Source organism: Pelagibacterium flavum (genome assembly GCF_025854335.1).
GTDB classification, from domain to species: Bacteria; Pseudomonadota; Alphaproteobacteria; order Rhizobiales; family Devosiaceae; genus Pelagibacterium; species Pelagibacterium flavum.
In genome coordinates this window covers 2,244,020-2,270,005 of the sequence record NZ_CP107716.1, presented here as the reverse complement: position 1 = coordinate 2,270,005, position 25,986 = coordinate 2,244,020, and the positions used below count along the sequence as shown (strand labels likewise).

Genomic DNA, 25,986 nt, shown 5'->3' with positions numbered 1-25,986 from the left:
AATCTCTAATATGGGCATATCAGCCAAAGGAGATTGATCGCCATGCAGGCACAGAACGACGATACACCCCGCCTAATTTCTCTTAATGACGTCTGCGAAATAACGTCCCTAAGTCGCACCGCTATCAACCGTTTTCGGGCCAACGGCGAATTTCCTGAAGAGGTGTCTTTGGGGGAGCGCCGCGTAGCATTCGTGCGGTCGGAAGTTCACGCATGGATGCAGATGCGTATCGACGCCCGCAAGCGCGGCGCGCGGTACAAGTTGCCATCCGGCGCCAACGACAACTCCTCACGCGAGGTGGCGGCATGAGCGACAAACAAGCCGAAGTACGGGCCATAATCGAAAACACCCTGAGCGAACTGAAGGCAGCCGGTATGTCACCAGACAATGCGGCCGCACTGCTCGTCGTGCAGGGAGCAATCCGCATCGAAGAACCCAGAAAGCGGGCCGAGATGGCGGAATTTGTAGCCTCAACCGTTTGAGGCGATAACCGGGAGGAACCCCCACAATGGAAGTTAAGAACCTGCGTCCCATTCGGGACGCGGGCACGCTTGTTGCGACCTTCGATCTACAAGCCACCCCAGAAATCACGCTGATCGACTGGCAGCTACGGCGCACCAAAAGCGGCTTGCGCGCCTTCCCGCCGTCACCGCGGCATGGCCGTGCCAGCGCTCGAGTTGAGCCGGCCACCTTTGAACAGATCGCCCGATTGGCAGCGGCGGCTTACCAGGAGGGCAGTGCCCGCAATGACTACAGTTCTTGAACCTATTTTGGCCACGAGCAAGCTTCGTGCGCACATCGAGATGCTGCACAACTTGGCGGACGGCATCGACGGCTTGCTGGTCGCGTCGACCTATTACACAGACAACGATAAAGGCACGATAACCCACCACCCGATCGGCGACGTCGACGGCATGGTTGAGGCTATCGAGGCGCACCAGGGCACGCCAGGCGCTAATTCATACATCGGGCTTCAGGTGATGCGCCGGAACCTTGGACGCGGCAAGCGTGGCACCGAAGCCGATATAATCGCAGTGCTTGGACTGGTGGCCGATATGGACGCGGACACTGGAAATAGTGCTGGCGAATACCCCTTGCCACCTAACTACGTCGTCGAGTCCAGCGAGGGAAATTTCCAAGCGTTCTGGCTGTTCGACAAACCGATCGCGCCCACAGTTGCCAAAGGCATTGCGGCGGGATTGAAAGCCGCCACCGGCTCCGATCATTGCACAGCTGACGTGGCGCACGTGTGGCGCGTTCCGGGCACCCTGAATCACCCCAGCGCCACCAAGTTGGCCCGTGGCCGCTCACCCGACCCGCAGCCGGTCACAGTGGCGCAAGAATGGGACGGCACTTTCACCGACCCAACGGCCCTGGCGCTAGCTGTGGCTGGGCGTGGTGCCGCCGCAAGTGACGCGAAGGCGGTTGAGCTTGGCGAACTGCCCAGCGTGGAAGGCATAGAGGTATCGCCGCGGGCCATGGAAAAGATGGCTTGCAACTTGGAGCCCAAAGAAGACCGTTCCGGCCATGCCTACAAGGTTGTTGAGCAGTTGCAGTTCGACGGGCACACGCCCGAAGAGGCCGCAGCCATCTTTCTGACGTCCACTGGAAACTGGGTGGAAAGGTACGAAGGCGACGCCAACAGGATGCAGGCGGACTTTGCCCGTTCTTGGGGGAAGGTTGAACGGCAAAGGGATGATGAGCGCGCCAAGGCTGAGAAGTTCACCAAGGGAATGGCCAAACCGGCGAACGACAATGAGCCCGTCAAGATGCAACCCGCCAAGCCCAAGGGCTATCCGGGCATCGTGTCATCGGGGGCGTTCACCAGCGGCTTCACCCCTCCCGACTATCAGATCGACGGAATCGCGCAGAAGGGTTTCATCTACTCTGTGACTGCGGCGTCGGGCACCGGTAAAACAGCCGTCCTGCTACTTGTCTCGGCGCTTACGGCGCTTGGGGAGTCGCTTGGCGAGCGTGAGGTGCGCAAGGGGCGCGTGGTGTATTTCGCTGGCGAAAACCCCGACGATGTGAAAATGCGCTGGATTGCAGCCGCACACCATCTGCCATTCGATCCTGACGAGATCGACGTGCACTTTGTGGAAGGCACCTTCCATATCCCTGAAATGTTCGAGCGCATCCGCCAAGACTTTGAAAGGCTCGGCGGCGTGGATCTTGTCGTGATTGACACCAGCGCGGCTTATTTCAACGGGCAAGACGAAAACTCAAACACCGAGCTAGGCAAGCACGCTCGAGAACTTCGCACGCTGACCACGTTAGAAGGCCGCCCGTGCGTGATGGTGGCATGTCACCCAACCAAGAACGCCACGACTGAGAACCTGCTACCTCGCGGCGGTGGCGCGTTCATCGCCGAAATGGACGGCAACCTCGTCTGCATCAAAAGCGATAGCGGCGTCAGGCTGCATTGGCAGGGCAAGCATCGCGGACCCGATTTTGAGCCCGTGGAATTCGAGCTCGAAAAAGTGACCGCTCCACGCCTCAAAGATACCAGGGGGCGTGACGTGCCAACTGTGATGGCAAAAGTCTTGGGCGCTGCTCAAGTTCGAGCCAAGGCGGCCACAGCAAGGAAGGATGAGGACGACGTTCTGATCGAGATAGATGCGGATGGTGGCCAGTCACTGGCTAGCATGGCGGAAGCGCTCGGCTGGACGAAAGAAGGCAATCCCCACAAAGACCGCGTTCGCAGGGCAACCGATAAGTTGCGGCGCGACAAGCTGGTCGAGTTCAAGGGTCGCAAGTGGAAGGTGACGCCGGCGGGACACGAGGCCCTGGTGGACCTTCGTACACGCCGCCACCACGAGCGTCAGGCGGGCGTGTTTGCCGCAAAAATGGCCGTGCGCGCAGCGTGATTCAGGTGCGCACGACCTGGCGAGGTTTTCTGGCCATTCGTGCGGAAATCGTGCGCCGCACGAAACACGCGCACGATCGGGGGTCGAAATGGCAAAATGCCCAATAAAATCAATGCCGTGCCCCCGCACGATTTTTAAACATCAAACCACATACGCGAGGGGGGATTTATCCCCTCTCGTGTGGTCGTGCGTGTTCTCCTTTTCTTAGGGGCACGCACGGCGCACGATCACTAAAAGCGAACAATCAATTCCGATTGTTTAGTCAACCTTTGAGGAGAGGAAAGAGAATGAACCCGAATGCCTTTTACACCCATCACCGAATTCACCGGGACCATTACTGCAAAGAAGGATTACGCGGGAGCACGATGCCGTGTCGTCGGCATCAATGACGATGGAGAGTTCGTCGTCTTGATTGCGACCAGCGAGGGCGATTTGCGCGTCACCAGCGCGTATTTCGTTCGGCCCGATTGCGAATCGGAAGTGTGTCCTAAATGCACACTCTACGCGTAAAGTCCAGCGCCTATGCATAAATGACTTGACAAGTCAACCCCAATACGCTATAATTTTCGCACAAGCTGGATAAAACATGAATCAATCAACGGCCTGGTCGCATCAGCGGCCGGGCTACCAGTTTAACGCGCTCCGGCACAGGGCGCGACCGAAGGGGGATATCCTTGGACAATACAAAGGCCGCTAAGGCGGCAAATCCGCTCGTCGCAGCAAACGATAATAGCCCACCCCGCCGTCATCCGGGCATTGAGTATGATGTGGACGGCAACGTCATCCAGATTAAGAGGAACAAAGTTCCCAACCCTCTTGGATGCATTCCGCACCAGTATAAGCGCGGTGCGCCGCCCCCAGTCGACAGCTCGGAAACCGATGCTCATAAGCGAGCCGTTGAAGAATGGCGCGCAACTGCCCCTGAAGATGATGAAGTCATTCTGCCGGTTCGGCCTTCGCGCAGCTCCGGTGGACAGCACGCCGAACTTCGGAAGTTTGTACCGGTGCTGCGATGGTGGCGGGACATGCTCAATCCACCCAGCGAAGCCGGTGCAATCCCTGTGGCCGCCAATGACAACGAGCCTGACTTTATCTGGTCGGTGCCCGACCGGAACCCGAAGCCCGTCGAGCCGGAAAAGTGGCTTGGGCTATGGGATGGCTTGGACGTTGAATGGGAGTGGGTGAATATCAATCGCCCCGATTTTATCGGCCCGCTGCGTCGCAAGCGCTTATCGCGCGCCGGGAAGATGTGGTTCAACACTGTCCCGAATGGCGAGATGCGCCTTAAGAACCCTGCCGTTGGCGCCACCCGCAAAACGTATCCCGTTCCCTTGAGCGCCGTCTGGCGATGGCGAGAGCATGGACGAACCGTGCTTATGGGGCAGGAATCGGCACGCAATCGCGAAGACGAGACCGCTGCGAACCAGGCAGGAGTCGCGCAGGCCAACGAGCTTTTGTCACACCTTTACGACCTCCCAATCCGGTATTTCCCAAAGGGACCGACGAAGCCCGGAACGTCACTAACCGCGTCGCAATCCCGTGCGCTCATTGACGAGGCAATCGCCAACACGCCCCAACTGCCGGTGGTCACAAAGTGCCCACCAGGGCTACCGACGGGTGGTCGAGACGTGGCGGGCGCGTTCCTATGCCTCCAACGCCAGCCGAAGCACAAAGGCGGCTCTGGCGAGAATGAAGCAGAGGTGCAAGTTGCCAACGTTCGCACCCCGGTTGATATCGGCAAGACTGTGATGGACATGAAAGCCGACAACGACAACTTCGCAGAGTTCCGCCGACTTAATCCGAATGAGGCCGCTATCATCGACTTGATGTGTGCGCGTGGCACGCGGTCTATGGCTGACCTTGAGGCGGCGACTGGTCGGTCTGACCCTGGCACCAATTCACGCAAGGCCGTTGCCGCTTTGGCGACCGTGGTAGATTTTTTGAAAGAATCTGCCGCCTAACGCGAATTTCCGCAAATATTCGGCACCTAAAGAATGAAGGGCAGCTTCCGGGCTGCCCTTTTGCGTTGTCATCCCCCCAACGCATCGCGGCGCCATGTGCCGAGTTGGCGTCGCCAAGTTTCATATCCGGCCCGCCTGACGGCGCGGCCGTCGATCGCGCGCGCCGCGGCCCTTTCGTCTCTCCAAGGTGAAGCTGCGGCGCGTCGCGCTTTTTTTATACCGCCGGCTTTTCGGCAATCGCATATCGCAAAGGAATAACGAATGACACTGCCCCAATATTGGCGGCGGGCTTCGTTTACCGTGCCCGAAATCGCAAAGCTGATTGGCACGGTCGACGCTACTCTCCGCTCTTACATGGTCCGCACCCCCGTCGATGACTTTATGGGCGCAAAGACCGGCGGCCGAATTTATCTGAGCGTCCAGGACGCATTCTATTACTTTCTGGTTTCGGAGCTCAGTGCGTATGGCGTGCCATCGCGCGCGGCCATGTACGCAGCCGCGGACATCGCCAACCAGTGCGATGACCATTTGCCCCGTGAAGAGCTGCTAGTCGTTCGCATCAGCGGCGGCGCGTCCAAGTTTCACCTGACCAATGAGCGTCCCACCGACGACAAGCCCGCCCTGGTGCTGCCTATCCGGGCATTGGCCGAAGTGCTGATCGAAGACGCCAAGGCGATTTACGCTAGCGAGGCCGCATAATGGGGCTGCTAGAATATTTCCGCCCCAAGCCGTCCGAAACCAAAGCTGAACTGACCGACCCCACCAGTGAATCGTGGGCCGCGCTTCTCGGCTTGTTCTCGCCAAATAGTAGCGGCGTGTCGATCAACGCCCATGTCGCCATGAAAGTCCCGGCGGTCAACGCTGCCGTGACGGCAATTGTAACCTCGATCGGGACGTTGCCATGCAAGGTTTATGAGCGCGAAGAGGACGGCAAGTCGGCTGCCACCAACCATGTTGCCTATACCCTTGTGCATGACGAAGCCAACGATTGGCAGTCTGCCGGCAAGGTTCGGGAACTGGTGACGATTGATGCCATCTTTCATGGCGACGGTTTTGCCTTCGTCAACAAGATCGGCACCAAACCGGCTGAGATCCTTCACCAGCCGCGCGCCAACGTGACGGTTCAATATCTCGAATCCGGTGAACCTCGCTACAAGATCGGCCAGGATATTTATGGTCCCGACCAGATTATCCACGTCCAGGCGCCCAGCCTAGACGGCAAATGCGGGATGGGCTTGCTGGCAAGTGGTGGCGAGGCGATCGGCCTTGCCGTGCAACTCGAGCAAACTGCGGCCCGCCTGTTCAAGAACAATGCCCGACCCGGTGGTGTGCTTTCGTTCGCTGGCAAGCTGACGAAAGACACTGTGCAGCGCATCGGCGAGTCCTGGCGAAACGCGCATGGCGGCGACAAGGCCGGTGGCGTGGCTGTGCTCGACAACGCTGGCACTTATTCGCCTATCGCCTTCACTTCGGTGGAAAGCCAGCACCTTGAGCAGCGCAGTTTCCAGATTGCGGAAATCGCGAGGCTAACGGGCGTGCCCGTCACCATGCTGCAATCGCTGGAGCGCGGCACGTTTGCCAATACCGAGCAACAGGCCCTGCAATTCCTGCAGATGTGCTTGCTGCCGTGGCTGAAGGCTTGGACGGACGCATACCGGCGCACGCTGCTCACCAAAGCCGAGCGGGCAACGCACGTAATCGACTTTGTGGTCGACGACCTCTTGCGGGCTGACATTGCCACGCGGGCTGAAGCCTACGGCAAGTTTCGCTCGATGGGTGCGTTCACGAGCAACGACGTGCGGCGCCGCGAAAACATGCCAGCGCTTCCCGATGGGGACAGCCTTGCTTCGCCATACACCACACCAGGCGCGGCCAATGACAACAACACCAACAGGGAGGACGCGGCTTGACCAGCAAGACCGTTCCCGAGACCGGCCCGACGTTCGAGCTGGATATCAAAACCGTCAATGACGACGGCGTTTTCTCCGGCCATGCCTCAATATTTGGCGAAGTCGACCTTGGCCGCGATGTGGTCCAGGTCGGTGCCTTCACCAAGAGCTTGTCCAGCAAACCCGCGGCGCGCGTAAAAATGCTCAGAGAGCATGACCAGCGCGAACCGATCGGCGTGTGGTCGGAAATCATCGAGGACGGCAAGGGGCTTAAAGTCACCGGCAAGCTTGTGCTCGACACGGTAAAGGGCCGCGAAACGCACGCCCTGATGAAAGCCGGCGCAATCGATGGCTTATCGATTGGATACCGCACCAAATCCGCACGCCTGGACAAGACCAAGGGCGTTCGGCTGCTCGACGAAATCGAGCTTCACGAAATCTCGGTGGTAACTTTCCCCATGCTGCCGAGTGCAACGGTCTCGGCCGTAAAATCCCACAATGACAATTCTTTCCGCGCACTGGTCGAAGCGATCAATGGTGCGCGCACCAGCTTGAAAGGCTGATCTATATGACTGCACAGACCCCGTTCGTTCTCGAAACCAAGAACGATGACGTCGATCCCGTCGAGGAAATCAAGACGGCTCTTGCCGGCCTGACCGAAGACGTGGCGACCAAGACCGCTCCGGTGACGGATTTGGCCACGCGCCTCGAGGCCATCGAAACCAAGCTTTCGCGCCCCAACGGCAACACCGAAAAGGCGAAAGACCCCACCGACGAGACCAAGGCTTTCGCGACCTACCTGCGTCACGGTAGCGGCGCACCGGCTGAAGAGTTGAAGGCCCTGACCGTGGCCAATGACGAGCAGGGCGGCTATCTCGCCCCCGAAGAGATGAGCGACGAGTTCATCCGCAACCTGGTCGAATTCTCGCCCGTGCGGTCGGTCGCATCGGTTCGCAACATTGGTGGACAGTCGGTCAAGTATCCGAAGCGCACTGGCGTGACCAACGCGCAGTGGGAATCGGAAGCTGAGGATTCGCAGGAATCCACGCCGACTTTCGGCCAGGTCGAAGTGCCTGCCCGCAAGCTGATGACCTACGTCGATATCAGCAACGAGCTCTTGGCCGACTCCGCTGGCACTGCCGAGCAGGAAGTTCGGCTCGCCCTTGCCGAAGACTTCGGTAAGAAGGAAGGCACGTCCTTTGTGAACGGCGACGGCACCAATCAGCCGGAAGGCTTTATGGACAATGCCGATGTGGCCGAAGTGCTCAATGGGCACGCCACGGTGCTCGACGCCGACCAGCTGATTAGCTTGATGTATGACCTGCCGGCCGCGTACCGCAACAACGGCACCTGGGCAATGAACGGCACGACTTTGGCGACGCTTCGCAAGCTGAAGGACGGTAACGGCCAGTATCTGTGGCAGCCGAGCCTTCAGGCTGGCCAGCCGGAGACCATCCTGGGCCGTCCCGTTATCGAAATGGTCGACATGGATGATGTAGCCGCAGACGCATTCCCCATCGCGTTCGGTGACTTCAATCGCGGCTATCGAGTTGTCGATCGCCTCGCCATGTCGATCCTGGTCAACCCATACCTGCTGGCGACCAAGGGCGTGACGCGCATCCATGCGACCCGCCGTGTCGGTGGCAAGGTCATTCAGGCCGCTGCGCTTCGCAAGCTGAAGATGGCGACCAGCTAATCGCGCGGGAGGGCTTCGGCCCTCCCTTTCACCTCTCAATATAAGGACGCGATTATATGCGTGATCTCTATAATAATATCGGTGCCGAGCTCGCACTCGCACCGTCGGTCAAATCTGCCGCTGCCGACGGAATTGCCATTGACACCAAGGGCTTCCGTTCACTCGCCTTTGTCGTCAACACTGGTGCAATCGTGTCGGCCGGCGACTTCGGCATCGTGGTCCAGGAAAGCGACACCACCACGTCTGGCGACTTCACCGACGCCGACGCATCTGTGGTGGACAGCAATGCCCCTGCTACCCTCGCTGCCAATAGCTCCTACCGCCTGGGCTATCGTGGCTTCAAACGGTACGTGCGCGTATCGCTGACCAAAGCCGGTGGCACATCCATCGCGGCTGGTGCCAGTGCGGTGCTTGGCCATCCGATCGAGGCACCGGTTGCCGACTAAGGCACCTCGCCTGTGCACTTGCGGGCGAACGGTTCAAGCGGGTGCGCGGTGCATATGTGCTGCCACCCGTAAGGCTACCAGTGACCGCAGGCGCCCCAGTGCGGCTGCCCGTGGCTATGACGCAGCATGGAGCAAGGCACGTGCTACCCACCTCGCCAGGCATCCCTATTGCGCCTGTGGTGAGCGTGCCACGCTGGTCGACCACATCGTCAGCATCCGCAAGGCGCCGCACCGCAGGCTGGACCCTACGAACTTCGAGAGCATGTGTGCCCGATGCCATGGCCGCAAGACCGCGCGTGTCGATGGCAGCTTCGGTCGATCTAGAGATGTCGACAGTTCTGATTTGTGAAGGCAACAGAAGCCTGCAAGTTGGTTAGCGGCTGCCCATTGCCAGCTAGAAACTGGGCGTTCTCTTCGGCGGTTAAGGCTATTCGAGCGACCACAAAGTCTACCGGCTCGTTGCTGAGCTCAAGGATAACGCCGCTAGCTATATGACGCTCGATGTCGCCCTGTTGAATGCGTCCTTGTTGGTAAGCCTCAACAAAGGCCGAGGCATTCTTATAGCCAACCGAAGTCAGCCGTAGATGCTCATCCATGTCGGACATCGACTTTGCCAGTCCGGCACATCGAAATGCTCCCCATGCTTTCGAGCCCTGCAATGCAAGAGCTTCTGAGCTCTGTGCAACCGCTGATGTGGTGCAGTACAGGCAAAGTGTGGCCGAGAGTATCAGTGCTCGAAGCATGTGGTCCCCCTGAGTCTAGCCCTAGCTTCGCACTGCTTGGGGGGCAGGTCCAGACTTTCCGCCGTTTCCCAGAGACCGACGCCCCCGCAACGCGCGTGATTTTGTCGATTTGGGCCATTTCTAAAATTGAAACAACGACCGGAGATTATCAATGGAATTGATAACAGTCGCCGCGTTCAAGGCACATGCCCGGATCGACGGTGAAGACCAGGACTCTGCCATCACGGCAATTGTCGACGCTGCCAACGCGCACGTCGCTGGCTTTCTCGATATAGCCGAGGACGATGTGCCAACCTATGAGCCGCCTGCCGATGTGAAGCAGGCGACATTGCTGATCGCTTCGCACTGGTTCGAAAACCGCGAGGACAGCTTTCCCGGCACCATCCACGAAGTGCCGCTCGATGCGCATGAAGTCCTTTTGAACCATCGCGGCTGGGCATTCTGATGGCTGGGGCCGGCGAACTGAGACACCGCATTTCCCTGTGGAAGCGGGGCGATGGTGAAGACGACTGGGGCCAGCCCATACCGGGAGCAGGGCCATTCGAGGAACAGGGCCAGGCTTGGGCGAAGATCCACCCTTTGCGCGGTGGTGAAGAGGTTATGGCGGCGCGCCTGACCGGGGTACAGCCGGTGATTTTCACTGTCCGGCACTCGACGCTCACAAAGCAAATTACGTCCGCATGGGAAATCAAGACCGACGATGGCACAACCTGGGACGTCAACGCCATTTCCGACCCGGATGGCCGCAAGAAATATCTCGAAATCCTGGCTCAATCGCCGGGACAATCATAACGAAAGGTGCGCACATGGCACATCACACACGCGGGGCAAAGGCGGCACCGCAGCCTGTTTCCGACCCGGTGCGCAAGGTGCCGGCCGCTCCAAAAGAAATGAGCGCGGAAGCCAAAAAAGAGTGGAAGCGCGTGATGCCCGTTCTTGTCGAGCGGCGCGTTCTGTCCGGTGCCGATATTGCGGCATGCGAACGCTACTGCGAAGCGACCGGCGACATTGCCATTGCCCGCACAGCTATCGCGACCGACGGCGCCTATGTCGCGAACCGTCTGGGCGAACTGAAGCGCCACCCGGCCTTTGCCACCCTTCGCGAATCCACTGCCGAAGCGCGCCGCTGGGCCGCAGAGTTGGGCTTGACGCCGGCCAGCCGCAGTCGCGTTTCGGGTGAAGCTGACGACGACGACACAGCCGCAGCGATGGACCTTTAATGGCGCGGCCAGAGTGGCTGTTCCATGACAGCCCGATCGACGATCCGCTTGGCTATGGCCAGCGTGCCGTCGATTTTCTTTTACGCCTGAAGCATCCAAAGTCCGGCCTGCCAGGGCGGCAATTCCAACTTGATCCTTGGGTCGAAAGACTGGTGCGGCGCATTTATGGCCCGCGCGATGCGGACGGCCAGCGCACCGTGCGCACTGTGTTCGCCATGATCCCACGCGGTGCTCGCAAGACCAGCCTTGGCGCTGCGCTTGTGTGTCTGCACACGTTCGGTCCTGAGCGCGTTCCCAATGGCCAGGCGGTATCGGCCGCAGCCGACGCCAAACAGGCCCTGATAGCTTATGACGAGGCATTAGGCATCGTGCAGGCGATGCCGGAAGTTGCTAGCCGACTGCAAATCCGCATTGGCACCCACAAAATCAAGCACCCGCGTAAGGGCGCCACCTACGAATCCATATCGTCGGATGGCGCCACACAGCACGGGCGGACGGTCAATTTCCTGTTGTCCGACGAGATTCACGCTTGGAAAAAGCGCGACCTTTGGGAAGCGCTGCGCACCAGCTTGGCCAAGACGGCGCAATCGCTGCACGTCATCACCACGACGGCAGGCCGCGGCGAAGAGAACCTGGCGTTCGACCTGGTGAGCTACGCCCGTAAGGTGGCGAAGGGCGAAATCGAAGACCCGACGTTTCTGCCGGTTCTGTTTGAGCCCGATGCCGACGACGACTGGAAAGACGAGGCCGTCTGGCACAAAGTGAATCCTGGCCTTGCGCTGGGCTATCCTGACCTGAAGGGTTTGCGGGCAATGGCCCGTGAAGCGGAAAGCCGACCAGCCGACCAGGACGCGTTCAAGCAGTACCACCTCAATTTCTGGCCCGACCACACGTCCAGTCCGTTTGTCGACCTGGCGACCTATGATGCCGGCAACGAGCCGATCGACCTGGAGAAGCTAGAAGGCGAGCCATGTTGGCTTGGCGTCGATCTTAGTTCCAGCACAGACCTTAGCGTAATCGTTGCCGCATGGCGGGATGGTGATGGCTACATTGTCCACCCGTGGTTCTTCTGCCCTCGTGACAACCTTCGCGAGCGCCAAGAGGCCACAGGGGCACCCTATGTGCGTTGGGAATCTGAAGGGCTAATAGAAGCCACGCCCGGCAACGTGGTGGACTTCAGGACAGTCGAGGATCGCATTCGCGAAATATGCGATCGGTTTGATGTGCAAGAAATTGCCTTCGATCCGGCCTTGGCGCGCAACACGCTTAACAATCTGACTGAGGACGGCTTTCCGGCCATTGAGATGCGCCAGGGCGCTCTTACCATGATGCCTGCCATTGCCGAACTCGAGCGTGCCATTGTGGCGCGTCGATTGAGGCATGGAGGCCACCAAGTATTGCGGTTCTGCATGAGCAACGTGGAAGTCGAGACTAACTCACACGGGCACAAGGTCCGGCTCAAGAAGAGCAAAAAGTGGCTTTCGATCGACGGTGCCGTGGCTGCTGCCATGGGCGTAATGCGAGCGTCGACCGGCGAAGGTGGTGGCTCGATTTATGATAGCGACGATTGGACCGAAGCCTTGGCGGCCTTTGGGTGAGTTTTTCGTGGATGGGAGTCCGAGGTGAAGCCGCAGATCGAATACATAAAAATTCGGGACTAGGGCTTCTGGCGGGTTTACACCGCTCAGGGCGCTTATCCCGTCAGGTCAGGCAGCGAGGCGGCTACTGTGCTAATCGAGGCTATGTCGTCCACAACAACGTCGCCAGACTTGATCACGCCGGCAAGAATCATTTGCAGCATATCGGTTCGAGAAAACCCATACTGATCCACCATCTTGTCGAACTCGATTTTTGCTTCCGGCATTTCATCCCAGACTATAATCTGAGGCATAAGCACTAGTGCCGCTCGCCAGAACCACTGCATTGAAGGTGTTAGCTGAAGACCCAGGCCGCGTAAGTTGGTGATCGCTTGTATGAGCCCGGCATCATTTAGCCAAGCCAACTTTTCTGCATCAGGGCCATCGTATTCGGCGGTAGGATCAAGGTCAGCGTGTTTGAAGAAGTTATACGCTCGCTTCTTTGCCTTAAACCAGACCTTACGTGACTCAGGCTTTATGTGTGCGTCTATGTCAACGGACAACTCGGCACCAGTTTCTGCCGCGTAAGCAGAGATGATATCGGTGGCCGCCATGACCAATAGGTGAATTGATTTTACGTCTCCCCCTACCGCGGTCAGGAGAATGGCCATCCTAACGTGGTCGAAAGCTATCGAGAGCTTGTGAGGTACCTGCGCTTGGAACATGAATGCCTCCCCATGCGATTATCGGCCTGTCCCACAAACCGCTCTAATGCGGCCACCCATCTTTGTCGTATTGCGGCCTTACACAGCGCTCCAGTGCGAACAAGTCAGCACTCCATCCGTGATAGGGCGATGGCATACTTTCCCGCACGTCACGGGTATATGCGGACAGCCCGCTTTTGGCCCTCCCTAGCGCTTCCATGGTGTGCTTGTCGTCGGGCCAAGTCCGCTCTACGTAGCCCTCCACAAGGTGGAAGTGATGCCATGCGGCCGTAACGTCTTCGATTGTTTTGGCCTCACCGAAGCCTGAGCGCGTCTTGGCTATGAGTTCTAAAATATCGTCTGGATAATTCATCATTCCTCCCCCAACCTCGCCACTCTAGCGGCGTCATCAAGAAACGCAACCGGAGCTTGTTCCTTTTTCGTTCTCATCGTATCAACGGAGCGAAAGGACACCCAATGGGCGCACGTCGTCGATCGAATGACTATTACACGCTGGACCAGGCGGCCGCGAACGGCCAGCTAATCAGGGTGCGGTGCGGTTGCTGCCATAGGACGGTTCATTTCCTAGCCAAAGACCTGGTGTCGCTACTCGGCGGTTCGCGCCCTGCGCTTGCGGTGCCGTTCCCATGCTCGCGGTGCGAGACCGAAGATTTCATGCGCATAGAAACAATCACGCCCAACCCCGGCGATGTGGGCTGCATAAAAATCCGGCGGCCTGGACCGTTGAAGGTCACGCAGACTTGGCGGACGGTGATGCTTGGCGATGACTGAGCAGGTATGCGAATATGACAATTATATTGTAATAATATTCGCATATATGCGATGTTATTCGCATATGGATGTAATATTGGTCAATAGATCAATTTGTGCTTGCACTGCATATAGTTTCGATCCATGCTCGTTCAACAGCAACGATCAAGAGACATGTTATGCACGCATCGAACACATCAGCTGAAAGATTCTACGTCGACGCAGAGCCGCACATTCGGGCAGCGCGAGACTTCGTTGACCTACTGGCCGAACGGTTAGGCGAGGCTGGTGCACTTGACGGCCTTGAGCATCGCGCTTTTAGTCGCATCGCTTTTGAAGCTCAGGCCGAATTGTCGGCACTAGAAGCGAAATACGACGCACGACACACCGTATAGGGCGCATTCCTCCGGAGCGTCTATTTCTAAATCATGAGAGAGAGCCGAAAGGGAGGAAAGCACATGCCGGTTTGGAAAGCCTTCGCCTTCTGGCTGTGTGGGGTTGCGATGACGTTTTTGATCTGGGTGACTGGCACGTTCGCGCTTTCGCTCGTGTTCGGAGAGCCCGTTCAAACGTTTCAGATGCTTTGGGACGGCCTGTTAGTTCAGCCACTAGGCGATACGATCGAGGCGATTTTTTTGCAGCCGAGCGTGGCTAAAGCGGGTGTAATAACGGCATTGGTTCTCGCAATTTACAGTCACACGATGGCTCGGATGGCCATCTATCTCTCGGTCCCGTAGCTCAGCTGGATAGAGCACCGAACTTCTAATTCGGGGGTCGCACGTTCGAATCGTGCCGGGATCGCCAAAAACAAACCCCATCGCTTCGCTGCGGTGGGGTTTTTCTCGCGTCGCCAAAAGTGGGGAGGGAAAGCGGGGAGGGGGGCTTCCCGAAATACAAATCTGTAATGAAAACAAGCCTCTACACAAGGCTTTTGGCTCCCCGGGCCGGATTCGAACCAGCGACCAACCGGTTAACAGCCGGTTGCTCTACCACTGAGCTACCGGGGAACGCGTAGCCTGCTCGGCAGGTGGCGATCATCTAGCCAATTTGGTGGCGCTTGCCAACCCCCCATTTGCCATTGATGCCTCCATATCCATCAGCCGGCGGGAAAGGGCGAGCAGATCGCCCAGCTCATTGACGCCGGCAAAAGGGTTTTGCGCGTTAACCGGCGCATAATCGAGTCGCCGCACGCCCAATGCGGCCTGCACGTCCCGGATGCGCGGGCCGCGCGGAGCAGGGGGGATGGCAGCCAGATGCCCGATCAGCGAATCGGGCCGCCACAATGCGTTGGTGGGATAGTCCCGGTCGCCGAATGCACTGACCACACAATGAGTCTCGCCGGTCAGCAGGGGTGTCGCGCGCGCCGCAAAATCCTGGGGCCAGAACGGGGTATCCACAGAAACCGACAGCATCAGAGATCCAGAAGCGTGCTCGCGCGCCCACAAGGCTCCCGCCAGCAGCCCCGCCGCCGGTCCGGTGATTCCATCTTCGGCGTCAGGGACCGACACAAGATCGGGAACGAGCGCATCTCGCCTCGACCCGCTGGAAATCACAATATGCGCGCACTGGGGTTCAAGCGCCCCCGATACCCAGTCGATCAGGGGGCGATTTCCGAGCCGGAGATGTGCCTTGCGCATGCCGCCCAGTCGGCGGCCCTCGCCACCAGCGAGAATTATTCCAACGATCATTATCGGTCTCGTGCTGTCGTCCCGGTCGTCCACATAAAGCGGACAGACGTGGCCAGGACAATTTCTCGGCTAAATTTTTACAAAAACAAGGGTCGCAAGCGCATCCGGCCTTGCCTAACTCCCCCGAACTACAATAGAACCGCGCCTCAGAGGCCTCGTGGCGGAGTGGTGACGCAGCGGATTGCAAATCCGTGAACACCGGTTCGATTCCGGTCGAGGCCTCCATCTTCCTTTAGAGCATCAGAGTGCCCGGTCGCGTCGGAGATGCGACCTTGCTATGCGTCGTCCTCAACGCTCAGCCGCCCTCACCACGAACTCAAGGTCATCGGCAACCGCCTGCCAGTAATGGGCCGTGGCGAACTCGAGGCGTGTGATCGATTTGTAATCGGCGGCAAAATAGACCGGGCCATAGGCCGACAACGCAAATTCGTCGTCATGGACCAGCGTGTCTCCGCGCCAGGCGCGGATGCGCAGCGTCTCTCCCTCGGCATTGCTCCAGGCAACGCCGAAATATCCGCCTACGAAGTCGAACGGCTCCTCGCTGAAGGTCGCCGTGGGATGGCCCGAGCTGGTATAGGCGACGAACTCGCCTGAAACCGTGTTGTTGATGTAGCCCTCACCCTCATAGAATCTGCCGTGGGTCGCAACCCAGTTCTCCCAGCGCAGCCCGCCATACCCGTTGGGAACCTTGAGAAGTTCGTCGCCAACGAACAGGTCGTCGAAACCGACTCTTATCGTCTTGCCCTCCGTGCCGGCTTCGTCCGACCAGTTTTGCGGCAGAACGATGGGCACAAGCCCGACATCAAGCGGCCGTTCGCCGATAGTCCACCGACCGGGCGTGGCGGCAATGCTGTAACGATCCTGGTCACCCGTGTGGGCCGGCACGACTGCACCATTTGGATTCTTGCCAATGACCGCATCCGATTGCTCGCCCGCCCTGCCGTGTATCTCGATATGGGGAACCAGCCCGACAGGCTGAGGCAGATTGTCGGCGACGATATCGCCCGGCGCCCCTTCGAGTATGGACATGGGAATGGTTTGCTCGCCATTTCCCGTCGTTATGCTCCAGCCGGGTGGCGGAACGACGCGAAAGCTGTAGAGGCCGGTCTCGGCAATCGCGGCTCCTTGCTGTGTCAGCGAAGCATTGAAATTGGCATAGCCGCCAATATTGGTGCGCGATGATGCAACCAGACCTGAAGGCGTCTGCAATTCCACGGCAATATTGACGAAGACGCGGTCGCCCAGATCGTATGTTCCGTTGGCGTTGATGTCGCGAAAAACGAACGAAGAAATATTCATCGAGCCGCCATTGGGACCGGCCCAGTCGCGCAATCCGTAATAAATGTCCTGCGCAAAAGCCGGCATGGCCCCGAGCAACAGGGGGACCGTGACGACCGCGATTCGTTTTGTCCACCAGTGCAGCATTTGCCTGTCTCTTCTTGTTGTGTGCGGCTGGTCAAGGCACCACATTCGCCGTGAAAACTCTCTGACTTGTCGTGCCACATCGATCCGCTGCAGGGGAACCTGCGCCCCGGATCGAGCGTTTTCATTTCGCTTGGATCATTGAGAACGAAGAAATGAAAACGACGACGATAATTGCCCCCATCCACACCCCTGATCCCGCCATTCCGGCACCGAGAGGTACTACGGTTCTCGGTTTCGTTCAGGGGACATTATTGCTGGCTGGCATCGTCGTTGTTGCGGCGGCACTTCTCCTTATGGGCCTTGTATCCTGGCCGATCCGGTTCATGCGCCGCCGCTTCCAATCCAATGGAAAAGGACCCTAAGATGGCTGGGCGGCCGGTTGGCTCGAACCCCATGTGGCTGCCTTTTCGCCAAGCTTGCGGAATTTCTTCGACGCGCCGTCGATGCGGCTCGTCCATTCCGGATCGGGCTCTTGCCCCTCGATCGTCTTGAAATAGACCTGCAGCATCGCTGCAATTGCAAACGGTTCGATGACCGCCGCCTTGACGGCCCAGGCAAATATCAGCGCAAAGACAAATCCGCCGGCTGACCAGCCGCCGGGGATGAGATAGGCAACGGCCGCGGCCGGCGCCAGCATGACCAGAAAGACCAGGAAAGCCAGGCCATAGGTAAAGACCGTCAGCCAAGCGGCGTTCTTGAGCATGGTCTTGTAGTTCTGACCATACAGCACCAGCGCGGTTTGAGCTGAGGCCCAGGGATTGGTCGAGCGCGTGCGGATCGAATAGGCAAGGATCACCTCATCGATCAGCCCCACGGCGATTCGGAGAAACGCCTTCACGACGCCCATGATATTCTGGAGGCCGGGGATCGGAAGGATTGAGGCGATGCCCTGAACGATTCCCATGATGGCGCCGATCACCCCGCGCACCAGCTGATCGATGGCAAACAGCACGCTGGCCTCGGCAAACCGTTCCTTGACCACTGTGCTGGCATATTCGATCTGCCCCCTGCCGTCAGGAATTGGCTTGCCGTCCACCAGTTCGGTGAGCACGGCGATATGGCCGGCCTTGACGATGTAGAGAATGTATTCGCGCAGGAAATAGAGGACGCCAGCGGTCAGCGCGAACCCGATTGCGCCGCCCCAGAAGGTCGAAGTCATCTGAAAGTCCATATCGCCGAATGCGCCGATTCCCCAGCCCACACCGGCTCCCGTTCCCGTCACCAGCACATAAGCCACGGCAATGCCGAAATAGACGATCATCCGGAAAACGACGAAGGGCAATGTCTTGCCCACAAGGCCGATCGAACGGCCGATAGAAAAATCCCACATGGTTTACGTCCCCTCCTGTGGTTGTTGGCGCCGCCGCGCCGCATATGCGTGACTGTAGAGAATTTCCCGCAAAAGTGGACCCCACTTCTACGGTCCCGACCCAAAGGGCCGTGCAAGCGACACCAGACTGACACGATTTCGGCTCTTGGCAAAAAGGGTGATACCTCTGCCTTCCTGTTTAGCTGCCCAGGCGAAAGGTGCGGTCCATCTGCGTGCTGCCGCGCCCATCCCGCCTGCTGGTTCTTCGATCAGGAGCCCGAGATCGGCGTCCGTTCCGTTTGGAAGGCCGATCCGTCGGTGCTTGACCGGAACATTGTGAGCGTGCCCGACCACAGCAGGCGAACGGGCTCGTCGGCATCGTTGGACCAACAATGGCTGCGATTGCCTCGGAAATGCAGGCTGTCGCCCGGCCCGACCACCGTTTCCTCGTCCTCGATGCGCAAAGTCAGACTGCCCTCGAGAACATAGACGATTTCCTCTCCCTCGTGATTGGCCACCTCCGAGCGATAGCCCGGGGCAATCGTAATGAGAAAGGACGACAGGACGTTGCCGGGAAATTCGGCATGGAGCCTTTCATACGAGATCAGCGAATCGTTGACCGAAAAACGCATCCGCTCTCCGGTGCGGGTCAGCGCGTCCTGCGCGCTCGGTGTCGCGATGAAATAATCGACTCCAACGCCCAGGGCGCGGGCAATGGAGGCCAGGGTGGAAAGGGAAGGGGACGCCTGATCGCGTTCGACCTGGCTCAAATAACCCACCGACACGCCGGATTGCGTGCCGAGCGTGTGAAGGGTCATCCGCAAGGAGTGTCGCCGCGCGCGGATCAGCGCGCCAACCTTTGCCGCCTGCAGACTGTTGGCGATTCCTTCGGCGCGATTCATGCGGTCCCCCTGATAGGCTTCGGACGAACTTTATCCAGTTCGGCGGGTTTGACCAACCCGCGACTGCAACGGGGCCCGTTCCCTGCCCTCGTCGCTGCGTGTAGCAATCGAAAAACCCCAATATTTACGACTGGTTAACCGTATATACGTGGCATTTGAGCAACAATGTTCCTTTGCCCTATTCCTGCCATGAGGCGGCCCCACTTCGTCCGCACTCGGAAACGACATTCCGGCCATCGCATTGGTGCGGAACCCCGTACGGCGCAGTTGTGGCAGCAGGGCAACACTCCCGGCCCTGTCTTCGGATTGACGCTCTCGGATCGGAACCAGTGCTGACCGGCACCCATTAGTTGCACACCAGCCGGTACAAAGGAGAATTAATATGAACTCGCTCAAGAAAGTGGCCCTCGCCGCCCTTCTGTCCACGACCGCATTTGGCGGTGCCTTCGCAGCTGACGCCATCGGCGTTCCGGCTCCTGCCGTTCCGGCTCCCGCTCCCGTCTATGACGCGGGCAGCGGCTTTGACTGGAACGGTTTCTACGCTGGTGCAAGCGCCGGCGCACAGAACAACATCGATGCTGGCGAAACCGAATGGACACTTGGTGCCCAGGCCGGTGTGAACGCCCAGTTCGATTTCTTCCTGGTCGGTGCTGAAGTTGCCCTCGACGGCGTCTTCGACGATCCGGATATGTACGCTTACGGCTCGGCTCTGGCCCGTGGTGGTGTTCTGGTCACCGAAGAACTGCTTGCATACGGCGCCGTCGGTTACGGAACTGACTTTGACGCCGCAACCGGCGTTGGCGATCACGTCCTCGCAGGTGGTGGTCTTGAGTTCGCGGCTACCGACGACGTTTCGGTCCGTGGCCAGTACCTCTATGGCTGGGATCAGTCGGGCGACGCGACGTCGAGCGACATCCACAAGTTCCAGATCGGCGCGAACTTCCACTTCTAATCGATACTTTTTCGTCGATTCTTGAACGGCCCCGCGCGAGCGGGGCCGTTTTTGTATACGTTTGCGTAAGGTTACCAAAATCCCTGTGCCACAAAGGCAACAGAACGGAGAATTGATGGCAATATTGTGCCAACCGAGGTGGTTTAAGGCCTGAAGGGTATTGGAATTGGGCAAAGATTGGGCAATATGGATACAGACCAACCCCCGTGCTGTGAGGTACTTAAATGTCCATGCTCAAAACTACGCTGCTTGCCGCAGCTGCTACCGTCGCCGTCGCTTCTGCCGCCCAGGCCGCTGACCCGATCATGCCGATGCCTGTGACTCCGGTCGCTCCGGTTGTCGATCCCGTCTATGACTGGTCCGGTTTCTATGCTGGTGTCCGCGTTGGCGGCCAGAACGACACGGTCGATACCGATTGGCTCATCGGTGGCGAACTCGGCGTGAACGCACAGTGGGACATGTTCGTCCTCGGTGGTGAAGCCGCTGTCGACGCAATCTTTGGCACTCCCGATACTTATGCCTACGGCGAAATCACCGTTCGCGGCGGTGTCGCGTTCTCCGAAGTCCTGCTTTACGGCACTGTCGGTTACGGTTCCGACTTCGACGCTGCTGCTGGCGTTGGCGACCACATCCTTGCCGGTGTCGGTGTTGAATTCGCTGCTACCGATTCCATCTCGGTCGATGGCCGCTATGTCTACGGTTGGGAACAGTCCGGCGCTGGCGTCGACATCCACAAGTTCACCATCGGCGCGAACTTCCACTTCTAGGAATCGAGGCTGGCAAGGCGGGGGCAACGCCAGCTAACAACCGATTTCGAAAAACGGCCCGGCATATGCCGGGCCGTTTTTGTTGCCGATGCTTGGCGGCATGTGGGGGCAGCATCACGCAAGCCCCCGGATTTTGGCGTTATTGTTGCCCATGTTTGTCGGGACCGGGGCAGGGCGCAATTTTAGTAAAATCTTATCCACGTTCGTAAGCTTGGCTTGAGGCCGGGCCTATCCGCGCAATAATGGCGTCAATTAACCCTAATGGAGTGACGCCAATGTCTTTCGCTGTTCGCATGGCGGCCGTTCTCGTCGCCGGTCTGTCCTTTGCTGGTCACGCCGTGGCCCAGGATTACGGACCCTACGGGGCTGCCGGATCGGCGAGCCTGGGGAGTGGTTATGGCTTTGACTGGGATGGCTTTTATGCCGGCGTTTACGGCGGCGGCGTCCCCTTTGGGACGACCTCTTGGAATGCCGGTGTCTTTTCAGGCGTCAACGTTTCCATAGACACCGCGGTCGTCGGTCTCGAGGCCCAGCTCGGCGCCGATCTTGATGGCACCAATTCCATCGACGCGCTCCTGCTCGGCAAGGGCGGTGTCTCGCTCGGCGACGCCCTGGTCTACGCAGCGGGCGGCACCGGCATCGTCTCGGGTGGTTTCGGCTATGCCCTCGGTGGCGGCGCGGAATATGGCTTCACCGACTATATGAGCGTACGCGGTGAGGTGCTGGGGACTGGCTCTTGGGGCTCGATGCCCTCTGATATGCGTCTTACCGCAGGCCTGGCCTTCCATCTCTAGTGCCTGATCGCCCGCGTCGCCCTGCGTCGATCTCATAAATGTGTTTGCCGCCCGGCCAAAGCCGCGCGAGCCCATTGGTCGCACCTGCAAGCCCGCCAAACTGCGCGGGCTGCTGGTATTTGCCTTTAAAGAGCGCAAGGGCGTTTCGCTCGTAATCCGACTTTCAAACATGATTGAAATAGTCAGTTTTATATCCCCTTGAAACCACATAGGGGGTGGGTTAAGCCCTGTCCAAAGACAGGGGCTCGGATAGCCGCGAGTCCTTATGCTCGGCTCCCAACCGGGCCCTATTGAAGGCTTGGCTGTCTATGAACGAACTGCTCAGCGCTTATCTGCCGATTTTGATTTTTGTGGGGCTCGCCGCCGTTATCGGTCTGGCGCTTCTGGTTGCTCCCTTTCTGATCGCCGTAAAGCGTCCAGACCCCGAAAAAGTTTCCGCCTACGAATGTGGCTTCGTCGCGTTTGACGATGCGCGCATGAAGTTCGATGTCAGGTTCTACCTGGTGGCGATTCTGTTCATCATCTTCGATCTCGAAGTGGCGTTTCTTTTCCCTTGGGCCGTGGCCTTTGGGGAGGTCGGTTGGTACGGCTTCTGGTCGATGATGATCTTCCTTGGGGTTCTCACCGTCGGCTTTGTCTATGAATGGCGCAAAGGTGCTCTGGAATGGGATTGACCGACAACAACACTCTGGTTGCACCCCGGCCGCGCGGCGTTATCGACCCCGCAACGAGCCTGCCTGTTGGCGCGACAGATCCGTATTATGTCGAGATCAATAACGAGCTGGCCGATAAGGGCTTTCTCGTTACCTCGACCGACGAGCTCATCAACTGGGCCCGTACCGGCTCGCTGATGTGGATGACCTTCGGTCTGGCCTGCTGCGCCGTTGAAATGATGCAGATGTCGATGCCGCGCTATGATTGTGAGCGCTTCGGCTTTGCACCTCGCGCCTCCCCGCGCCAGTCCGACGTGATGATCGTTGCAGGCACGCTGACCAACAAGATGGCCCCGGCTTTGCGCAAGGTCTACGACCAGATGCCCGAGCCGCGTTACGTCATCTCCATGGGCAGCTGCGCCAATGGTGGTGGATACTATCACTATTCCTATTCGGTGGTGCGCGGTTGTGACCGTGTGGTGCCGGTCGATATCTACGTTCCCGGCTGCCCGCCGACCGCCGAAGCGCTGCTCTACGGCGTGCTTCTTCTCCAAAAGAAGATCCGGCGTACCGGAACCATCGAGCGATAAGGCCAATCAATGGAAGACGCTCTTTCCGAACTCGGCGAGTACATTGCGCTCAAGCTGGGCGAAGCGCTCGATGGGTACAACGTCGCCTATGGCGAGTTGACGCTCGAGGCAAAGCCCGACGCAATTCTAAACGTCATGCGCACATTGCGCGATGATCCGCGCTGCCAGTTCATTTCCATCATCGATGTATGCGGCGTGGATTATCCCGAGCGCGCGCAGCGCTTCGATGTTGTCTATCACCTGCTCAGCCCGCAGCAGAATGTCCGTATTCGGGTGCGGATCGTGACCGATGAAGTAACGCCCGTTCCGTCGATCACCGGTGTTTTCCCCGGCGCCGACTGGTTCGAGCGCGAAGCCTATGATCTGTATGGCATCCTGTTTTCGGGCCATCACGATTTGCGCCGGATCCTGACCGACTATGGCTTTGACGGTCATCCGCTGCGCAAGGATTTCCCGCTGACCGGCTTTGTCGAGGTGCGCTACGACGAAGAGCGCAAGCGGGTCGTCTATGAGCCCGTCAAGCTGGCGCAGGAATTTCGGAATTTCGATTACCTTTCGCCTTGGGAAGGCACCGATTACGTGCTGCCGGGCGACGAGAAGGCCAAGCAATGACCGAGCACGACGTCCGCACGTTCAACATTAACTTTGGCCCGCAACATCCTGCGGCACACGGCGTTCTGCGGCTCGTTCTCGAGCTCGATGGCGAAGTCGTCGAGCGTGTCGACCCGCATGTGGGGCTGCTCCATCGCGGCACCGAAAAGCTGATCGAGGCCAAGACCTATCTGCAGGCCGTGCCATATTTCGATCGCCTCGACTATGTGGCGCCGATGAATCAGGAGCACGCTTTCGCCCTGGCCATCGAAAAGCTCCTGGGAATCGAAGTGCCGTTCCGTGGGCAGCTCATTCGCGTGCTCTATTCCGAAATCGGCCGCATCCTCTCCCACATGCTCAACGTCACCACGCAGGCGCTGGACGTGGGCGCGCTCACGCCGCCGCTTTGGGGTTTCGAGCAGCGCGAACAGCTTATGGTCTTCTATGAGCGCGCCTCCGGCTCCCGCATGCACGCCGCTTTCATTCGGCCCGGTGGCGTGCATCAGGACCTGCCGCAGGATCTGATCGACGACATCGCCAAATTCACCGAGACCTTCCCAAAGGCACTCGAAGATCTCGATCAGCTCATCACCGGCAACCGCATCTTCAAACAGCGCAACGTGGATATTGCCACCGTATCGCTCGAAGACGCCTGGGCCTGGGGCTTTTCCGGCGTCATGGTGCGCGGCTCGGGTGCTGCGTGGGATTTGCGCAAGAGCCAGCCCTATGAATGCTACGATCAGCTGGAATTCGACATTCCGGTCGGCAAGAACGGCGATTGCTACGACCGCTATCTCATCCGCATGGAAGAGATGCGTCAGTCCAATTCGCTCATGCGCCAGTGTATCGACCTGCTCAATTCACCCGAAGGGCAGGGGCCGGTTTCGACAATGGATGGCAAGGTCGTCCCGCCCAAACGCGGCGAGATGAAGCGCTCCATGGAAGCGCTCATTCACCACTTCAAACTCTACACTGAAGGCTTCCGCGTGCCCGAGGGTGAAGTTTACGCAGCCGTCGAAGCGCCAAAAGGCGAGTTCGGCGTCTATCTGGTGTCCGATGGCACCAACAAGCCGTATCGCTGCAAGATTCGCGCCCCCGGGTTCGCGCATCTGCAAGCCATGGATTTTCTCTGTCGCGGGCACCTTCTGGCCGACGTTTCGGCCATCCTGGGTTCCCTTGACATCGTATTCGGAGAGGTTGATCGCTGATGAGCGTGCGTCGCCTTGCAGAAGAAGCTGTCCAGCCCGCAAGTTTTTCCTTTTCGAAGGAAAACACGGCTTGGGCGAAAAAACGCATTGCCATGTATCCGGCTGGTCGCCAGCAGTCGGCGGTAATTCCGCTGCTCATGCGCGCCCAGGAACAGGATGGCTGGGTGTCACGCGCCACCATCGAGTCGGTCGCCCAGATGCTCGATATGCCCTATATTCGGGTTCTGGAAGTCGCGACCTTCTACACCCAGTTCCAGCTCCAGCCGGTCGGCACGCGCGCTCATATCCAGGTGTGTGGCACCACGCCCTGTATGCTGCGCGGCGCCGAAGATATCCGCGCCGTCTGCCAGAAACACATTCACGCCGAGCCGCACCATCTCAACGACGATGGAACTATGAGCTGGGAAGAGGTCGAGTGTGCCGGCGCTTGCGTCAACGCGCCAATGGTGACTATCGGCTTTGATACCTATGAAGATCTGACGCCCGAGCGCTTTGAGGAAATCCTGATCGCCTTCCGCGATGGCAAAGGCGATACGGTCCCTACCGGCCCGCAGAATGGCCGCAAGTTCTCCGCTCCGCTCGATGGACAGGTGACGCTGCTGGACGACCCGACCAAAGTTCCAACGCACCAGGATGCCGGTCACGTGGAGGCTGAAGCTAAGGCAACAAAGCCCGGTCGCAAACAAAAGATCGACGAGGAAGCTGCCCCGGCGATCAAAGGGCCGTCCAAAGCTGGCAAGGTCCCTGAGGCCGAAGCGGTAGCCGCGGAAAAGAAGGCTGCCGGTCCGGCGAAACGCAAGCCCAGTCAGGCAGGTCGAGCAGGCGCAACCGGTGCCGAATCGCCCACCATCGAAAAGACGGGTAGTGAAACCGGCCAGAAAACCAAGACGACGAGCCGCGCCGCGGGCAAAAAGCAGGAGGCCGTTGCGACCTCCGCCGGCACCAGGCCCGATAGCGCGCCGCTTTTCGAGCGCCCGGCCGGCGCCGCGGACGACCTCAAGCTCATTTCCGGCGTCGGCCCGGTGCTTGAACGCAAGCTTCATGATCTGGGCATTACTCAATATGCGCAGGTCGCCGCGTTCACTGACGCTCAAATCGAGCAGGTCGATGCGGTGCTCAATTTCAAGGGCCGTGTCGCCCGGGACAACTGGAAGGGTCAGGCAAAGGCGCTGGCCGACGGTGGCGTCGACGAATATGTCCGCGTCTTCGGCAAGAAGCCGCGCTAGGGGATTT

At 59.0% G+C, this 25,986-nt stretch carries 32 protein-coding genes and 3 tRNA genes; 28 read left to right on the top strand and 7 right to left on the bottom strand.

Annotated elements, in window-relative coordinates:
- Positions 1-42 precede the first annotated feature (42 nt).
- From OF122_RS11325 to OF122_RS11270, 12 genes are all read left to right on the top strand, one after another.
- Positions 43-309 carry a helix-turn-helix transcriptional regulator gene (locus tag OF122_RS11325; RefSeq protein ID WP_264224354.1) on the top strand — a complete coding sequence of 89 codons (267 nt, stop codon included), beginning with the start codon at positions 43-45 and terminating at the stop codon, positions 307-309.
- Positions 306-482, top strand: a complete 177-nt coding sequence (locus OF122_RS11320; protein WP_264224353.1) for a hypothetical protein — start codon at positions 306-308, stop codon at positions 480-482. The genes OF122_RS11325 and OF122_RS11320 overlap by 4 nt, the downstream gene beginning before the upstream one ends.
- Before the next feature lie 26 nt (positions 483-508).
- Positions 509-763 carry a hypothetical protein gene (locus OF122_RS11315; RefSeq protein WP_264224352.1) on the top strand — a complete coding sequence of 85 codons (255 nt, stop codon included), beginning with the start codon at positions 509-511 and terminating at the stop codon, positions 761-763.
- Positions 747-2,867: an AAA family ATPase gene (locus OF122_RS11310; protein WP_264224351.1), complete on the top strand. Its 2,121-nt coding sequence runs from the start codon at positions 747-749 to the stop codon at positions 2,865-2,867. The genes OF122_RS11315 and OF122_RS11310 overlap by 17 nt, the downstream gene beginning before the upstream one ends.
- Positions 2,868-3,164: 297 nt before the next feature.
- Positions 3,165-3,377, top strand: coding sequence for a hypothetical protein (locus OF122_RS11305; protein ID WP_264224350.1), 213 nt, complete (start codon positions 3,165-3,167; stop codon positions 3,375-3,377).
- A 164-nt stretch (positions 3,378-3,541) separates the two neighbouring features.
- Positions 3,542-4,828, top strand: a complete 1,287-nt coding sequence (locus OF122_RS11300) for a hypothetical protein (RefSeq protein ID WP_264224349.1) — start codon at positions 3,542-3,544, stop codon at positions 4,826-4,828.
- Between the two features lie 261 nt (positions 4,829-5,089).
- A complete protein-coding gene (locus tag OF122_RS11295) occupies positions 5,090-5,527 on the top strand; it encodes a hypothetical protein (RefSeq protein ID WP_264224348.1) in 438 nt (145 codons plus the stop codon).
- The gene (locus OF122_RS11290; RefSeq protein ID WP_264224347.1) at positions 5,527-6,738 is read left to right on the top strand and encodes a phage portal protein; all 1,212 of its coding nucleotides are present in this window, start codon (positions 5,527-5,529) and stop codon (positions 6,736-6,738) included. Before OF122_RS11295 ends, OF122_RS11290 begins: the two co-directional genes overlap by 1 nt.
- Positions 6,735-7,280 carry an HK97 family phage prohead protease gene (locus OF122_RS11285; RefSeq protein ID WP_264224346.1) on the top strand — a complete coding sequence of 182 codons (546 nt, stop codon included), beginning with the start codon at positions 6,735-6,737 and terminating at the stop codon, positions 7,278-7,280. Before OF122_RS11290 ends, OF122_RS11285 begins: the two co-directional genes overlap by 4 nt.
- Positions 7,281-7,285: 5 nt before the next feature.
- Positions 7,286-8,413, top strand: coding sequence for a phage major capsid protein (locus OF122_RS11280; protein WP_264224345.1), 1,128 nt, complete (start codon positions 7,286-7,288; stop codon positions 8,411-8,413).
- A gap of 56 nt (positions 8,414-8,469) precedes the next feature.
- The gene (locus tag OF122_RS11275; RefSeq protein ID WP_264224344.1) at positions 8,470-8,859 is read left to right on the top strand and encodes a hypothetical protein; all 390 of its coding nucleotides are present in this window, start codon (positions 8,470-8,472) and stop codon (positions 8,857-8,859) included.
- Complete coding sequence (locus tag OF122_RS11270) at positions 8,789-9,208, top strand: HNH endonuclease (RefSeq protein WP_319019360.1); 420 nt, start codon at positions 8,789-8,791, stop codon at positions 9,206-9,208. The genes OF122_RS11275 and OF122_RS11270 overlap by 71 nt, the downstream gene beginning before the upstream one ends.
- On the opposite strand, the gene OF122_RS11265 is transcribed toward OF122_RS11270, so the two are convergent.
- Complete coding sequence (locus tag OF122_RS11265) at positions 9,180-9,602, bottom strand: hypothetical protein (protein ID WP_264224342.1); 423 nt, start codon at positions 9,600-9,602, stop codon at positions 9,180-9,182. The two genes, OF122_RS11270 and OF122_RS11265, sit on opposite strands and share 29 nt — an antisense overlap.
- A 151-nt stretch (positions 9,603-9,753) precedes the next feature.
- Between OF122_RS11265 and OF122_RS11260 the strand changes: the two genes are divergently transcribed.
- The 4 genes from OF122_RS11260 to OF122_RS11245 are packed head-to-tail and all read left to right on the top strand — an operon-like array spanning position 9,754 to position 12,420.
- Positions 9,754-10,047, top strand: coding sequence for a head-tail connector protein (locus tag OF122_RS11260; RefSeq protein ID WP_264224341.1), 294 nt, complete (start codon positions 9,754-9,756; stop codon positions 10,045-10,047).
- The gene (locus OF122_RS11255) at positions 10,047-10,394 is read left to right on the top strand and encodes a phage head closure protein (RefSeq protein ID WP_264224340.1); all 348 of its coding nucleotides are present in this window, start codon (positions 10,047-10,049) and stop codon (positions 10,392-10,394) included. Before OF122_RS11260 ends, OF122_RS11255 begins: the two co-directional genes overlap by 1 nt.
- Before the next feature lie 14 nt (positions 10,395-10,408).
- Positions 10,409-10,822 (top strand): phage terminase small subunit P27 family, encoded by a 414-nt coding sequence (locus OF122_RS11250; protein WP_264224339.1) that lies wholly within the window; start codon positions 10,409-10,411, stop codon positions 10,820-10,822.
- Complete coding sequence (locus OF122_RS11245) at positions 10,822-12,420, top strand: terminase large subunit (RefSeq protein WP_264224338.1); 1,599 nt, start codon at positions 10,822-10,824, stop codon at positions 12,418-12,420. Before OF122_RS11250 ends, OF122_RS11245 begins: the two co-directional genes overlap by 1 nt.
- Positions 12,421-12,515: 95 nt before the next feature.
- Here the strand turns inward: OF122_RS11245 and OF122_RS11240 are convergent, their stop codons facing one another.
- The gene (locus OF122_RS11240) at positions 12,516-13,124 is read right to left on the bottom strand and encodes a hypothetical protein (RefSeq protein ID WP_264224337.1); all 609 of its coding nucleotides are present in this window, start codon (positions 13,122-13,124) and stop codon (positions 12,516-12,518) included.
- A 1,208-nt stretch (positions 13,125-14,332) separates the two neighbouring features.
- Here OF122_RS11240 and OF122_RS11235 point away from each other — a divergent pair.
- Positions 14,333-14,611: a hypothetical protein gene (locus tag OF122_RS11235; RefSeq protein WP_264224336.1), complete on the top strand. Its 279-nt coding sequence runs from the start codon at positions 14,333-14,335 to the stop codon at positions 14,609-14,611.
- A tRNA-Arg gene (locus OF122_RS11230) sits at positions 14,602-14,678 on the top strand. Before OF122_RS11235 ends, OF122_RS11230 begins: the two co-directional genes overlap by 10 nt.
- A 128-nt stretch (positions 14,679-14,806) precedes the next feature.
- Here the strand turns inward: OF122_RS11230 and OF122_RS11225 are convergent.
- Positions 14,807-14,881: transfer RNA gene (locus OF122_RS11225), tRNA-Asn, on the bottom strand.
- Between the two features lie 27 nt (positions 14,882-14,908).
- Positions 14,909-15,562, bottom strand: coding sequence for a molybdenum cofactor guanylyltransferase (gene mobA, locus OF122_RS11220; RefSeq protein WP_264224335.1), 654 nt, complete (start codon positions 15,560-15,562; stop codon positions 14,909-14,911).
- A gap of 151 nt (positions 15,563-15,713) precedes the next feature.
- Here mobA and OF122_RS11215 point away from each other — a divergent pair.
- A tRNA-Cys gene (locus tag OF122_RS11215) sits at positions 15,714-15,787 on the top strand.
- A 63-nt stretch (positions 15,788-15,850) separates the two neighbouring features.
- On the opposite strand, the gene OF122_RS11210 is transcribed toward OF122_RS11215, so the two are convergent.
- Positions 15,851-16,987, bottom strand: coding sequence for a hypothetical protein (locus OF122_RS11210; protein WP_264224334.1), 1,137 nt, complete (start codon positions 16,985-16,987; stop codon positions 15,851-15,853).
- Between the two features lie 152 nt (positions 16,988-17,139).
- Between OF122_RS11210 and OF122_RS11205 the strand changes: the two genes are divergently transcribed.
- On the top strand, positions 17,140-17,349 hold the full coding sequence (locus OF122_RS11205) for a hypothetical protein (protein ID WP_264224333.1): 210 nt from the start codon (positions 17,140-17,142) through the stop codon (positions 17,347-17,349).
- Here OF122_RS11205 and OF122_RS11200 read toward each other — a convergent pair.
- Both OF122_RS11200 and OF122_RS11195 read right to left on the bottom strand, forming a co-directional pair.
- Complete coding sequence (locus OF122_RS11200) at positions 17,346-18,317, bottom strand: hypothetical protein (RefSeq protein ID WP_264224332.1); 972 nt, start codon at positions 18,315-18,317, stop codon at positions 17,346-17,348. The genes OF122_RS11205 and OF122_RS11200 overlap by 4 nt on opposite strands.
- A 248-nt stretch (positions 18,318-18,565) precedes the next feature.
- On the bottom strand, positions 18,566-19,198 hold the full coding sequence (locus OF122_RS11195; RefSeq protein WP_264224331.1) for a helix-turn-helix domain-containing protein: 633 nt from the start codon (positions 19,196-19,198) through the stop codon (positions 18,566-18,568).
- 382 nt (positions 19,199-19,580) lie between these two features.
- On the opposite strand from OF122_RS11195, the gene OF122_RS11190 reads away from it, so the two are divergent.
- From OF122_RS11190 to nuoE, 8 genes are all read left to right on the top strand, one after another.
- Positions 19,581-20,150, top strand: coding sequence for an outer membrane protein (locus OF122_RS11190; RefSeq protein WP_264224330.1), 570 nt, complete (start codon positions 19,581-19,583; stop codon positions 20,148-20,150).
- A 224-nt stretch (positions 20,151-20,374) separates the two neighbouring features.
- Positions 20,375-20,917, top strand: a complete 543-nt coding sequence (locus OF122_RS11185) for an outer membrane protein (RefSeq protein ID WP_264224329.1) — start codon at positions 20,375-20,377, stop codon at positions 20,915-20,917.
- A gap of 275 nt (positions 20,918-21,192) precedes the next feature.
- Positions 21,193-21,711, top strand: a complete 519-nt coding sequence (locus tag OF122_RS11180) for a hypothetical protein (protein ID WP_264224328.1) — start codon at positions 21,193-21,195, stop codon at positions 21,709-21,711.
- Between the two features lie 308 nt (positions 21,712-22,019).
- Entirely contained in the window at positions 22,020-22,385 is a 366-nt protein-coding gene (locus OF122_RS11175; RefSeq protein WP_264224327.1) for an NADH-quinone oxidoreductase subunit A, read from the top strand.
- Positions 22,376-22,954 (top strand): NuoB/complex I 20 kDa subunit family protein, encoded by a 579-nt coding sequence (locus tag OF122_RS11170; protein ID WP_264224326.1) that lies wholly within the window; start codon positions 22,376-22,378, stop codon positions 22,952-22,954. The genes OF122_RS11175 and OF122_RS11170 overlap by 10 nt, the downstream gene beginning before the upstream one ends.
- Before the next feature lie 9 nt (positions 22,955-22,963).
- Entirely contained in the window at positions 22,964-23,566 is a 603-nt protein-coding gene (locus OF122_RS11165; RefSeq protein WP_264224325.1) for an NADH-quinone oxidoreductase subunit C, read from the top strand.
- On the top strand, positions 23,563-24,753 hold the full coding sequence (locus tag OF122_RS11160) for an NADH-quinone oxidoreductase subunit D (RefSeq protein WP_264224324.1): 1,191 nt from the start codon (positions 23,563-23,565) through the stop codon (positions 24,751-24,753). The genes OF122_RS11165 and OF122_RS11160 overlap by 4 nt, the downstream gene beginning before the upstream one ends.
- Positions 24,753-25,979, top strand: coding sequence for an NADH-quinone oxidoreductase subunit NuoE (nuoE, locus tag OF122_RS11155; RefSeq protein WP_264224323.1), 1,227 nt, complete (start codon positions 24,753-24,755; stop codon positions 25,977-25,979). Before OF122_RS11160 ends, nuoE begins: the two co-directional genes overlap by 1 nt.
- Positions 25,980-25,986: the final 7 nt, after the last annotated feature.

Bases quoted from the DNA above. Each gene is read 5' to 3' on its own strand.
- OF122_RS11325 (WP_264224354.1), top strand. From the start codon at position 43: ATGCAGGCACAGAACGACGATACACCCCGCCTAATTTCTCTTAATGAC.
- OF122_RS11320 (WP_264224353.1), top strand. From the start codon at position 306: ATGAGCGACAAACAAGCCGAAGTACGGGCCATAATCGAAAACACCCTG.
- OF122_RS11315 (WP_264224352.1), top strand. From the start codon at position 509: ATGGAAGTTAAGAACCTGCGTCCCATTCGGGACGCGGGCACGCTTGTT.
- OF122_RS11310 (WP_264224351.1), top strand. From the start codon at position 747: ATGACTACAGTTCTTGAACCTATTTTGGCCACGAGCAAGCTTCGTGCG.
- OF122_RS11305 (WP_264224350.1), top strand. From the start codon at position 3,165: ATGCCTTTTACACCCATCACCGAATTCACCGGGACCATTACTGCAAAG.
- OF122_RS11295 (WP_264224348.1), top strand. From the start codon at position 5,090: ATGACACTGCCCCAATATTGGCGGCGGGCTTCGTTTACCGTGCCCGAA.
- OF122_RS11290 (WP_264224347.1), top strand. From the start codon at position 5,527: ATGGGGCTGCTAGAATATTTCCGCCCCAAGCCGTCCGAAACCAAAGCT.
- OF122_RS11280 (WP_264224345.1), top strand. From the start codon at position 7,286: ATGACTGCACAGACCCCGTTCGTTCTCGAAACCAAGAACGATGACGTC.
- OF122_RS11275 (WP_264224344.1), top strand. From the start codon at position 8,470: ATGCGTGATCTCTATAATAATATCGGTGCCGAGCTCGCACTCGCACCG.
- OF122_RS11265 (WP_264224342.1), bottom strand. From the start codon at position 9,602: ATGCTTCGAGCACTGATACTCTCGGCCACACTTTGCCTGTACTGCACC.
- OF122_RS11260 (WP_264224341.1), top strand. From the start codon at position 9,754: ATGGAATTGATAACAGTCGCCGCGTTCAAGGCACATGCCCGGATCGAC.
- OF122_RS11255 (WP_264224340.1), top strand. From the start codon at position 10,047: ATGGCTGGGGCCGGCGAACTGAGACACCGCATTTCCCTGTGGAAGCGG.
- OF122_RS11250 (WP_264224339.1), top strand. From the start codon at position 10,409: ATGGCACATCACACACGCGGGGCAAAGGCGGCACCGCAGCCTGTTTCC.
- OF122_RS11245 (WP_264224338.1), top strand. From the start codon at position 10,822: ATGGCGCGGCCAGAGTGGCTGTTCCATGACAGCCCGATCGACGATCCG.
- OF122_RS11240 (WP_264224337.1), bottom strand. From the start codon at position 13,124: ATGTTCCAAGCGCAGGTACCTCACAAGCTCTCGATAGCTTTCGACCAC.
- OF122_RS11235 (WP_264224336.1), top strand. From the start codon at position 14,333: ATGCCGGTTTGGAAAGCCTTCGCCTTCTGGCTGTGTGGGGTTGCGATG.
- mobA (WP_264224335.1), bottom strand. From the start codon at position 15,562: ATGATCGTTGGAATAATTCTCGCTGGTGGCGAGGGCCGCCGACTGGGC.
- OF122_RS11210 (WP_264224334.1), bottom strand. From the start codon at position 16,987: ATGCTGCACTGGTGGACAAAACGAATCGCGGTCGTCACGGTCCCCCTG.
- OF122_RS11205 (WP_264224333.1), top strand. From the start codon at position 17,140: ATGAAAACGACGACGATAATTGCCCCCATCCACACCCCTGATCCCGCC.
- OF122_RS11200 (WP_264224332.1), bottom strand. From the start codon at position 18,317: ATGTGGGATTTTTCTATCGGCCGTTCGATCGGCCTTGTGGGCAAGACA.
- OF122_RS11195 (WP_264224331.1), bottom strand. From the start codon at position 19,198: ATGAATCGCGCCGAAGGAATCGCCAACAGTCTGCAGGCGGCAAAGGTT.
- OF122_RS11190 (WP_264224330.1), top strand. From the start codon at position 19,581: ATGAACTCGCTCAAGAAAGTGGCCCTCGCCGCCCTTCTGTCCACGACC.
- OF122_RS11185 (WP_264224329.1), top strand. From the start codon at position 20,375: ATGTCCATGCTCAAAACTACGCTGCTTGCCGCAGCTGCTACCGTCGCC.
- OF122_RS11180 (WP_264224328.1), top strand. From the start codon at position 21,193: ATGTCTTTCGCTGTTCGCATGGCGGCCGTTCTCGTCGCCGGTCTGTCC.
- OF122_RS11175 (WP_264224327.1), top strand. From the start codon at position 22,020: ATGAACGAACTGCTCAGCGCTTATCTGCCGATTTTGATTTTTGTGGGG.
- OF122_RS11170 (WP_264224326.1), top strand. From the start codon at position 22,376: ATGGGATTGACCGACAACAACACTCTGGTTGCACCCCGGCCGCGCGGC.
- OF122_RS11165 (WP_264224325.1), top strand. From the start codon at position 22,964: ATGGAAGACGCTCTTTCCGAACTCGGCGAGTACATTGCGCTCAAGCTG.
- OF122_RS11160 (WP_264224324.1), top strand. From the start codon at position 23,563: ATGACCGAGCACGACGTCCGCACGTTCAACATTAACTTTGGCCCGCAA.
- nuoE (WP_264224323.1), top strand. From the start codon at position 24,753: ATGAGCGTGCGTCGCCTTGCAGAAGAAGCTGTCCAGCCCGCAAGTTTT.